Consider the following 9,432-nt stretch of genomic DNA (forward strand, 5'->3'; position numbering starts at 1 on the left):
CCGGCGCCAGTGGACGGAACGAGTGGGCGTGTTGGCGAGCTAATTTTTCCTAGATAAACCCAAAAGCGGGTGGAAAAATGGATCTCGCCAGCCACGCATAGTTCTAAATGGCATAACCCGCCATCAAGAACTATCGACACATCTGCGACTTGAACTTGGCGGTTTTCGCCTTAGTTCAATCGACAACGGAAAGCAAGTACTGTTTTGCGAATAAATACTAGTATCTGATACTTGTTAATTCAGTTATTAAGAACGAGCGACAGTGGTCCACTGGCGCCTTCATTCCAGCAGGCCATAGTTGAGCGTTCAATTATTGATTGTTTAAGTGGCAAAGCTAGTCGTAATCGGAACGAGAATACCGGCAACGCAGTTTTCTAACTGTATTGCCGGTATTTTTGAGTTCAGATATTTCTATTTTAAAACTGCCACGACGGAATGGAGGCAAACTAACTCTGTATTTAGCTGAATTTCAGCCTGAACTCAAACTTAATGGTTCAACTCCTTTTTTCGAACTTAATTTAATTGTAACTTCGGTATGCTAGACTAGGGTGTAAATTAACGATAAGAGATGATAACATGGGCAAATACTTACGGCGCTGGTGGGGGCCACTGGTTATATTCGTTGGTGGCTTACTATTAGTGATCGGTACGCGGTACGCCGCGCCGCTTTACAGCCAGCCGGTGATGCAGGTGATCGCCAGTCGTGTTACCCAAACTAGCAAAACCCAGGATGAATTCAATAACCGCGATCATCAGTATACCCAGCAATTAACTGGCCGTATGCTAAATGGTAGCCGGCGTGGGCACAGCGTTCAGGTGAAAAATAGTTATACGACTTCTGGAGCTTTTGACCAAAAATATCGGGTCGGCGATCAAGTTTTTATCAGCATGACCAAGCAGACGATTTTGATCAAGGGCCTGAAACGCGATACGGTGCTGGTCACCTTACTGTGGCTGGCCGTATTCTTGCTAGTTTTGCTGCTCCATCGGGCTGGGTTAATGGCGTTACTTAGCGTGGCGCTGAACCTAGTCGTATTTTTCCTAGCGATCGAATTAAATATGGCCCGCCGCAGTGACGGCTTTTTATGGCTATTTGGTGGGTTGGCGTTAGTGTTTGCGTTGTTGACGTTATGGCTGATTTTAGGACCAACCAAACAAATGGTGATCACCTTTGTCGCTACTATCAGTGGAACTGCGCTGTCGCTGGGATTAAGCGCGCTTGTGTTGGCGCTGACCCAACATAAAGGCATCTATTACGAAACCATGGCTTACGTCACCCAAGTTGCGCCGCAGCCATTGTTTCTAGCCGCAACCTTGCTGGGCTCGCTAGGCGCAGTCATGGACGAATCCACCGATATCGTGGCCACCCTGTTTGAACTAAAAACGGATAAACCGAGCATTAGCGCACACGAATTGTTCCAAGCCGGCCGCCAAGTAGGCACCACGATTATGGGCCCGCTGATCAACGTGCTACTACTGATCTTCATTGCTGAAACCTTTCCGATCGCCTTACTATTACTGAAAAATGGCAACAGCTGGGGCTACACTTTCTCGATGACGATGTCCTTAGGCATGGCGCAAAGCTTGATCAGCGGTATTGGTATTGTGCTCGCAATTCCAGTGGTCAGCTTTCTGGCTAGTCGGTTATTGGTGACGAAGGCAGGTGCAGTCGAATGAGTACGATCATGGCCTTAAGTTTGGTATTATTAGCCGTAATGATATTGGTCGGCGGCCGCAAAGGTGCGATGGCCTTTTTAAGCATTTGGCTGAATTTTGGTTGTTTATTTCTGGCAATTGTTCTGGTATCCTTACATTTTTCGCCGATCATGGTGACACTGATACTCGGGATACTAATGTTGGCGTTGACTATTTTTGTCGGTCAAGATGACTTACGCACTACGCAAACGGCGTTCTTCGCTGCAGTTTTAGTGTTGTTGATTTTGTTGGCGCTGATCGTCCCGATCGAACATTGGGCGGCAGTGCAGGGGTTTGGCATGGAAGATAGTGATGAGCTGGAAGGGATGTCGCTGTTAGTCGGCATTAATTTTGTGCAAATTTCGATCGCAACGGCAGTTTTAAGTACGCTAGGTGCGATCGCTGAAGCGGCAATGGCGATCGCTGCTGGTTTAAGCGAGTTGATCGAGCAACATCCGACCATCAGTAGGCGCGCTTTATTTAAATCAGGTCTGCACGTTGGTCAGCAAATTATTGGCACAACGTTCAATACTTTGTTTTTCGGATTTTTTGGTGGCTTACTCGGCTTATTCATCTGGTTTGCCGATCTGAATTACACTTGGGGCGAACTGCTCAATAATAAAGTGCTGGACGCAGAAATTATTCTGGTGCTGCTAGCGCTGATCAGTGTGATCCTAACGGTGCCCATGACGACCTGGGTGATGGCACAACGGCTGCAAATTTCGCGAAAAAAGCAGTCGTAGTATGCTATTCTATTTAGAGAATAAAAAAAGTTGATCATAAAAGGAGGTTACCAGAATGCCACGTTGGTTTTTCGCAGTTACATTACTACTGGTAACTGGATTATTAAGCGGCTGCGGCCAAGATGAAGTGCGTAAAGAAAAGGCGGCATTGGCGTCATCTTCAGCGCGCTTAGAAAGTCGTTCCAGCGCGCTTGATGAGCGTGAAAGCTCATTAGATCAAGCCCGCGATGACTCTGAGTCAGAATCGATCGCGGAATCAGAATCACGCGAAGTAACGGAGTCAGAATCACAAGATAAGTTAGATAAACAGGCTGAATCAATGAGTAGCCAAGCCGAATCGGTAAGTGCAGCGGCGACTTCGATCAGTGAGAACCAAATTAATTCACCTGTCCAAGCCGTCGATTGGGTCAAGCAACAGCGCGGCGAAACCGACGACCAAGGTAAAATCAGTTGGCAGGCTGGCGCTACTGGTGAAAAAGATGGCCAGCACTATTTTGCTGTCCAAGGTCAGCGCGATGATCATAAAAACGACGGCGCATTAGATTTGTTAGTGCTAGGGTCTGGCGAGATCGTCACTCGCGATTCAGATGCAGGCCAAGCGCTAGTGAAGTAGTGCCATTAAATTGGTAAATGCGGGGTAGGGGGCGGAGCAGATGGATCCAACATTTTGGCTTGCTGGTGGCTTAACGCTACTGTTATTGCTGGTTTTCTGGGTTAATTATGCCCATGAGCGGCGCCGTTTAAGTAACGGTATCTGGCTCAATGTTTTTGTGCTGGTGGCAGTGATCTGGTTGCTGATCGCAGCCTTTGTCAGTGGCCAGATCTGGCTACTGTTCCCCGTGCTACTATTAGGTGCCAGCTTTTTCGTGGCGGTGGTGCTGGGAATTTACGGGTTGATTATTTTCCTATTCTATAACGCCCGCCAAGTTTGGCGGCGGGAAAGCCACTCGTTAGCCAATTTGCTTGGGTTGCTTTTGGCATTAGCACTTAGTAGCTATGTGGTTTGGCAGGCGCTGGTGCTGCAAGGCGTGATTCCGTCGCCGTTGGTTTTATTGTTGAGTTTTGTGCCGAATTTATTGGTCTATGTGCTGTTAAATGTTTGGAATTATTTGACGATCTCACTGGTCTATCAGCTGAATCGGCCGCGCTATCGGCAACAAGCAATCGTTGTGCTAGGCGCAGGCTTGATCGATGGCGAGCGCGTTTCCGGTTTGTTGGCTGGGCGCATCAAGCGTGCGGTAGCTTTCTACCAGCAGCAACAGGGCAAAGGTGGCCCCGCAGCGTTATTGGTATTTAGTGGCGGGCAAGGCGCGGATGAAAAGTTGCCGGAAGCAGTCGCGATGCAACGTTATGCGGTGACCGAACTGGGTGTGCCGTTGGCGGATACAGCGGTGGAGACACGTTCGGTCAATACGCTGGAAAATATGCGCTATTCGGCGCAACTGATCGAGCAGCGTTACGGCAGTACTTATCGGGCAATTTTTGTTTCTAATGGCTATCATATTTTTCGGGCTGGTTTAGTAGCGCGCCAAGCTGGTTTTCGCGCTAATGGTATTGGGGCGCGGACGGCCCATTACTTTTTACCAACGGCATTTTTACGTGAATTTGTCGCTATTATGGTGCTGCATAAGCGTCTGCATTTGGCGGTGGCCGCTATTTTAGTGCTTATCGCAGTGCTCCAAGCAGGGGTACGTTTATTTTCATGAGAGAAGGATTTAGTTTGGCAAAACAAGAACGCTATTATCAACCGCAGGACAGCAAGGACGCCATGCGTTATGTAGAGAAGTTATTTAATCAATATAAGGATGCGCTGCTGACTGACGAGTTGCTGCAATATAATCAAAAACTGATCACGTATTTAACCGTCAGTGTGGTCAACGAAGCTCAGCAAGAAGGCCAACCGGAGCGCGCTAAAACGGCGCAGGCCATGGCGACGGCAATGTCGGAATGGGTGCGTATTAAAGCGTTGGGCAAACCTTTTCGCGGTGAGATGCGCCACTTTCAAATCGTTGATCCGCGGCAACATATTCACGTTAAAAGTCGCCACGCTAAGGGTCACAAGCGGCAACCAACCATGCGTAAAATGATGCGTTAACTGATTTGGCGTTGCAAGGCACTGCGCACCGTTTTGACATCACGTTCGGACGGTGAAAAGCCGGCGCGAATGTAAGCTAGCAGCATGTCACGGGCCTGGTCATAGCGAGCTTGATCGGCGAAAGCTACGTCCATGATTGTTAAATGATCGAGGTCAGTGCGCAATAAAACCGTATGCTGCAGTTCTAATTTTAAAAGCTCGTCTAGTGTTTGCGCCGTCGATTGTTCGATCGTGGTGGCCAACGCTTTGAGTAAGTAAATTGGCAGTTGATCTAGTGGACCGCGGCAGAGATTTTCCACCGCCGCCAATTCAAGGTGGCCGCTGCGGGCGACGTCCGCTAACGAAATATGATTCTCTAATAAATAAGTATGCATAATCGGATTCATTAATAGACGACCTTCCCGCGATAAATTAAATTTTGCTGAATGTAGATCCTACATTACGGCTAGCTGAGCGCAAGCCACGCTACTATCATAATGTAATTGCTTACATTATGTCAAACTTATCGACTTATAGCAACTATCAGTTATCATAATTAGGCTAAAAGTTGTAACAGCGTTTACTTTAGTGATTCTTAAGCCTTTAGCAAATAAAAATTCACACTTTCTTCACATTTATTGATTATGATAGTGTCATATCAATAAGGAACCCACCTTATTGGTATTCCCAAACAACCTAACAACCCTAACAGTTTTAAGTGCAAACTTGAAGCTAACATTTTTTCATTTTACTCCTCCAAAGTAAAAGAAAAGTAGTCGTGACCTCCCAATCACGGCTACACCCTTACTCCTTTTTAGCCCGTCATGACTATATGTTATGGCGGGTTTTTATGTGTTTTTGGTAAAGCAATGTTTCACGGGGAACAATATAGTTGCGGCCTTTTTTTGCGGTAGAGGGCTGAGACGGCCGGCGAGAACAGCCGCCAAGCGGAATCTTAATTGCAATCGCTTTTTGTGACCCATATAATAACAATAATACAGCAATCATGGAGGCAATTATGGCGTATATAGAAGTGAAGCACGAATCCAAACGTTATCAGATGGGTGAGACCGAAATTGTGGCCAATCATGATCTGACCTTTGATATCAAGCAAGGCGAACTGACGATCATTCTGGGGCCTAGTGGTGCGGGGAAATCAACGGTTTTAAATATTCTTGGCGGGATGGACACGCCAACTGAAGGCGAGATCATCATTGATGGCGTCGATATTGCCCAGTTTACGGAAAAACAATTAACGGCGTACCGGCGGACGGACGTTGGCTTTGTCTTTCAATTTTATAATTTGATTCCTAACTTGACGGCACTGGAAAATGTGGAGCTGGCAAGCGCGGTGGCTCCTGACGCCTTGGATCCAGCAGAAACGCTACAGGAAGTCGGACTTGGTGCGCGGTTAGCGAATTTTCCGGCACAGCTATCCGGTGGTGAACAGCAGCGGGTGGCGATCGCGCGAGCATTAGCCAAGAATCCTAAGTTGTTATTGGCCGACGAACCCACTGGCGCGCTGGATTACACCACCGGTAAACAAGTGTTGCAACTGCTGCAGGACGTTTGCCGTAAGCGCGGTAAAACGGTGATCATCATCACCCATAATGCGGCAATTGCGCCGATCGCTGACCGGGTGATTCGGATCAATGACGCGCGGGTACGCGATATTAGTATGAATCCACAGCCGACGCCAGTTGCGGACATTGAGTGGTGATTTAAATGAAAACTAATTTGAATAAAACCTTGTGGCGGTCGGTTAAGCAAGCTAAAGGGCGCTTTATTGCGATCGTCATGATCATTATGCTGGGTGTGCTGTTATTTGTTGGGATCAAGGCGGTCAGTCCTGATCTCTATGGCAGCGCTGATAGCTACATTAGCCAGCAAAAGCTTAGTGATTTACGTGTCGTTTCCACGGCGGGCCTGACCCAAGCTGACGTTAAGCGCGTTGAAAAAGTTAGCGGCGCGCAAGTGCAGTCGGAAAAGTCAGTCTACATTTTGGACCAAAAGCGCAGCGACGTGGCGCAACTTTTTGCGTATCGTAAAGCTGATAGCCAAAATAAGTTAAAACTGAAAAGCGGCCATTTACCGCGGCACAATGATGAAATTGTGTTGGACCAGCTGGCTAAGAGTAAAGGCTATCAACTCGGCGATACTTATCGGGTGAAAAATAATGGCCTGAAAACACAGACTTATCGGATCGTCGGTTTTGTGACTTCACCGTTATTTGTTGATGATGAAGAGCGGGGCGCCGCTAATATTGGTGACGGCAGCGTGGCTTATTTTGCTTACTTACCGGCAACTAATTTCAAAACCAGTGTCTACACGGCGTTGTCAGTCCGTTTTCCTAAGTTGCAAGCGCAGAGCAGCTTTAGTGGCGACTATAAGCAACAGGTGCAACACAAATTAAGCGCAGTGAAAAAAGCCTTGCGTGGCCGGGCAACCGCGCGGCAAACTAGCTTACAACAACAGGCGACCGCGCAGATCCAGCAGCAACAACAGCAGTTGGATCAGCAAAAAGCTCAATTAACGCAAGCTGTCGGTGCCACAGTTGCCACGCAGCAATTGGCGCCAGCACAGCAAAAGCTGACCCAAGCGCAGCAGCAAGCTGAGCAAATTCAGTGGCCGACCTATACTTATACTAAGCGCGCTGGTAATCCTGGCTTCCAAGGCTACGGTGATATGACGACGCGGATCGCCGCGATCGCCAATGTCTTCCCGCTATTCTTCTTTTTGATCGCCGGACTGATCACTTTTACCACGATGACGCGGATGATCGAAGAGGACCGCAGCCAGATCGGCACGTTAAAGGCGTTGGGCTATACTAAGCGGGAAATTGCGCGTAACTACCTATTATATGGTGTCGCCGCTGCAACGTTAGGCACGGTGCTTGGGGTGGTGATCGGCGCTAATACGCTACCGCTGATCGTGTTCAAAGCGATGACGCAGTACGTTTATACTGCGGTGGTACTAGATTATCCGCTAAATGCGATTTTGCTGGCGGTATTATTCAGTTTCTTTGTGACGCTGGGTGCCGTGTCGATCGTACTGACCAAGGAGCTGGCGGAGAAACCTGCAGCGTTGATGTTGCCGAAAGCACCAAAAGCCGGTAAACGTATCTTGCTGGAGCGGGTCGGCTTTATTTGGCGGCGCTTAAGTTTTAATCAAAAAGTCAGCTACCGCAATCTGTTTCGATTCAAGGCGCGGATGTGGATGGCGATCATTGGTATTGCCGGTGGTACCGGCTTGATCTTAACTGGTTTCGGGATTCGCGATTCGATCAGTCAGTCGGGGATCGATCAGTTCCAGCAGGTCATGCATTATCAGGCGGTGGTCAGTCTCGAGGACAACGCTAAAAACGTAACGACCACGTTAGCGCAAAATCCGCGCTATCAACAGTCACTAGGGCTATATACGGATGTGGTCAGCGTTAGTACCAGCGGCGAAAAAGTCAGTCAAGTGAGCTTGGATGCCACTGATCAAACGCAGCAGTTCAAAAAATACGTGAGCTTGACCACGAAGATGCCGCAAACTGGCATTGTGCTTAGTCAAAAATTGGCTAAACTGCTGGATGTGCGCGCGGGGGATACAGTGACGGTGACCAATTCGGATAATCAGACGGCGCGGGTCAAAGTTCGGGGCGTGACCGCCAATTATGCCGGCCATTTCATCTATATGAATAAAACGACGCTGAATCGTTTGTTTGCCGATCGGTATCAGGTCAACACGCGCTTGGTAAAAACGCAAAAGCAAACTGCTGCCCAAGAGAACGCCTACGCGAAGAAACTGTTGGCCAGCGATAAAGTCGTCCATACCGAGTTTATTTCCAAGCAGAAAAAGGCCATTGACCAACAAGCCGCTAAATTAAATCCGATCGTGTGGATCTTCATTTTCCTATCGGGCTTGTTGTCATTTGTGGTGTTGTATAATTTGACCAACATCAATGTTTCTGAGCGGATCCGCGAGTTGGCGACGATCAAGGTGCTGGGTTTCTTCGATGGCGAGGTGACCAATTATATTGTGCGGGAAAATGTGGTGCTGACGTTGTTTGGCATTGTGGTCGGCTATGGGCTAGGCAATCTGCTGACGGCCTTTATTCTGCGCCAGGCCGCCACTAGTACGGTGATTTTCCCGCTGACTATTGGTTGGAGCGGGTACGTGATCGCCGCCGTGATGACGATCGTCTTTACGGTGATCGTGATGGGGGTCACCCATTTCCGGTTGAAGCGCGTTGATATGATCAGCGCGTTGGCCGCTAAGGAGTAAATAACTAAATAGGATCTACGAAAAGCTGATGGTCAAAGTGCCACCAGCTTTTTTCATTAGCTGAGCTAGAGTTGCAACGGTGACATTTGCGTTGCCGGTTTCGATTCGCGCAATTTGTGATTGCTTACGGCCGGTCAGGGTAGCAAATTGTTGTTGGGTCAGATTGTGCGTATGCCGAAATTTAATCAATTCAGCGGCCACTTCAACACGGATATCGTCGTTAGCGGCTAATTTGCGAAATTCTGGATCGCGGTTAGTACGGTTAAGCAGATAGTCATTGATATTCATTGATGATCACCTCGGTTAAAATAGATCCATCTGATTCGTTTGGCTTTAGCGATTTCATTTGATGGGGTTTTCTGGGTCTTTTTAGTGAAGCCATGTGTAATAATATATTTTTCATTAGCCACATGAAAATATAGGCCACGTTGGATAGTGGAACCTTGCCGCGAGCGGATCTCATATAGATTTTTATCTAATTTTTTGACGTATTTTTGTTTGACCCGAATTGTCAAATCAAGTGCAACACTTGCTAAACTTCACTTATAAGTGGTCTAGGTGGTGGTCATGCGAGTAGCTGCTCAGCCATGAATTCATTGGCTGATTTATAACCAAATAGTTTACGTGGCCGTTGGTTAAGTGCCGCGGTCG

Annotated in this window: 10 protein-coding genes; 7 read left to right on the forward strand and 3 right to left on the reverse strand. The window is 47.9% G+C overall.

Annotated features, from left to right (window positions below; translation table 11 throughout):
• The first annotated feature begins 576 nt into the window (after positions 1-576).
• Genes EKM76_RS06825 through EKM76_RS06845 form a run of 5 tightly spaced genes read left to right on the forward strand, consistent with a single transcriptional unit; the run spans position 577 to position 4,533 of the window.
• Positions 577-1,677 (forward strand): YibE/F family protein, encoded by a 1,101-nt coding sequence (locus EKM76_RS06825; RefSeq protein ID WP_125549944.1) that lies wholly within the window; start codon positions 577-579, stop codon positions 1,675-1,677.
• Positions 1,674-2,438 (forward strand): YibE/F family protein, encoded by a 765-nt coding sequence (locus EKM76_RS06830; RefSeq protein ID WP_125549945.1) that lies wholly within the window; start codon positions 1,674-1,676, stop codon positions 2,436-2,438. Before EKM76_RS06825 ends, EKM76_RS06830 begins: the two co-directional genes overlap by 4 nt.
• A gap of 55 nt (positions 2,439-2,493) precedes the next feature.
• A complete protein-coding gene (locus EKM76_RS06835; protein WP_125549946.1) occupies positions 2,494-3,051 on the forward strand; it encodes a hypothetical protein in 558 nt (185 codons plus the stop codon).
• Positions 3,052-3,091: 40 nt separating this feature from the next.
• Positions 3,092-4,144, forward strand: coding sequence for a YdcF family protein (locus tag EKM76_RS06840; RefSeq protein ID WP_125549947.1), 1,053 nt, complete (start codon positions 3,092-3,094; stop codon positions 4,142-4,144).
• Between the two features lie 14 nt (positions 4,145-4,158).
• Positions 4,159-4,533 carry a hypothetical protein gene (locus EKM76_RS06845; RefSeq protein ID WP_125549948.1) on the forward strand — a complete coding sequence of 125 codons (375 nt, stop codon included), beginning with the start codon at positions 4,159-4,161 and terminating at the stop codon, positions 4,531-4,533.
• On the opposite strand, the gene EKM76_RS06850 is transcribed toward EKM76_RS06845, so the two are convergent.
• Positions 4,530-4,919, reverse strand: coding sequence for a hypothetical protein (locus EKM76_RS06850; RefSeq protein WP_125549949.1), 390 nt, complete (start codon positions 4,917-4,919; stop codon positions 4,530-4,532). The genes EKM76_RS06845 and EKM76_RS06850 overlap by 4 nt on opposite strands.
• A 611-nt stretch (positions 4,920-5,530) precedes the next feature.
• Here EKM76_RS06850 and EKM76_RS06855 point away from each other — a divergent pair.
• Positions 5,531-6,232: an ABC transporter ATP-binding protein gene (locus tag EKM76_RS06855; RefSeq protein WP_125549950.1), complete on the forward strand. Its 702-nt coding sequence runs from the start codon at positions 5,531-5,533 to the stop codon at positions 6,230-6,232.
• A 5-nt stretch (positions 6,233-6,237) separates the two neighbouring features.
• The gene (locus EKM76_RS06860) at positions 6,238-8,781 is read left to right on the forward strand and encodes an ABC transporter permease (protein ID WP_125549951.1); all 2,544 of its coding nucleotides are present in this window, start codon (positions 6,238-6,240) and stop codon (positions 8,779-8,781) included.
• A gap of 15 nt (positions 8,782-8,796) precedes the next feature.
• Here EKM76_RS06860 and EKM76_RS06865 read toward each other — a convergent pair whose 3' ends face one another.
• Together EKM76_RS06865 and EKM76_RS06870 are read right to left on the reverse strand one after the other, a co-directional pair.
• Positions 8,797-9,069: a helix-turn-helix domain-containing protein gene (locus EKM76_RS06865; protein WP_125549952.1), complete on the reverse strand. Its 273-nt coding sequence runs from the start codon at positions 9,067-9,069 to the stop codon at positions 8,797-8,799.
• A complete protein-coding gene (locus EKM76_RS06870) occupies positions 9,066-9,296 on the reverse strand; it encodes a type II toxin-antitoxin system RelE/ParE family toxin (RefSeq protein ID WP_125549953.1) in 231 nt (76 codons plus the stop codon). Before EKM76_RS06870 ends, EKM76_RS06865 begins: the two co-directional genes overlap by 4 nt.
• Positions 9,297-9,432: the final 136 nt, after the last annotated feature.

Origin of the sequence: Loigolactobacillus zhaoyuanensis (assembly GCF_003946385.1) — a bacterium.
GTDB lineage: Bacteria > Bacillota > Bacilli > Lactobacillales > Lactobacillaceae > Loigolactobacillus > Loigolactobacillus zhaoyuanensis.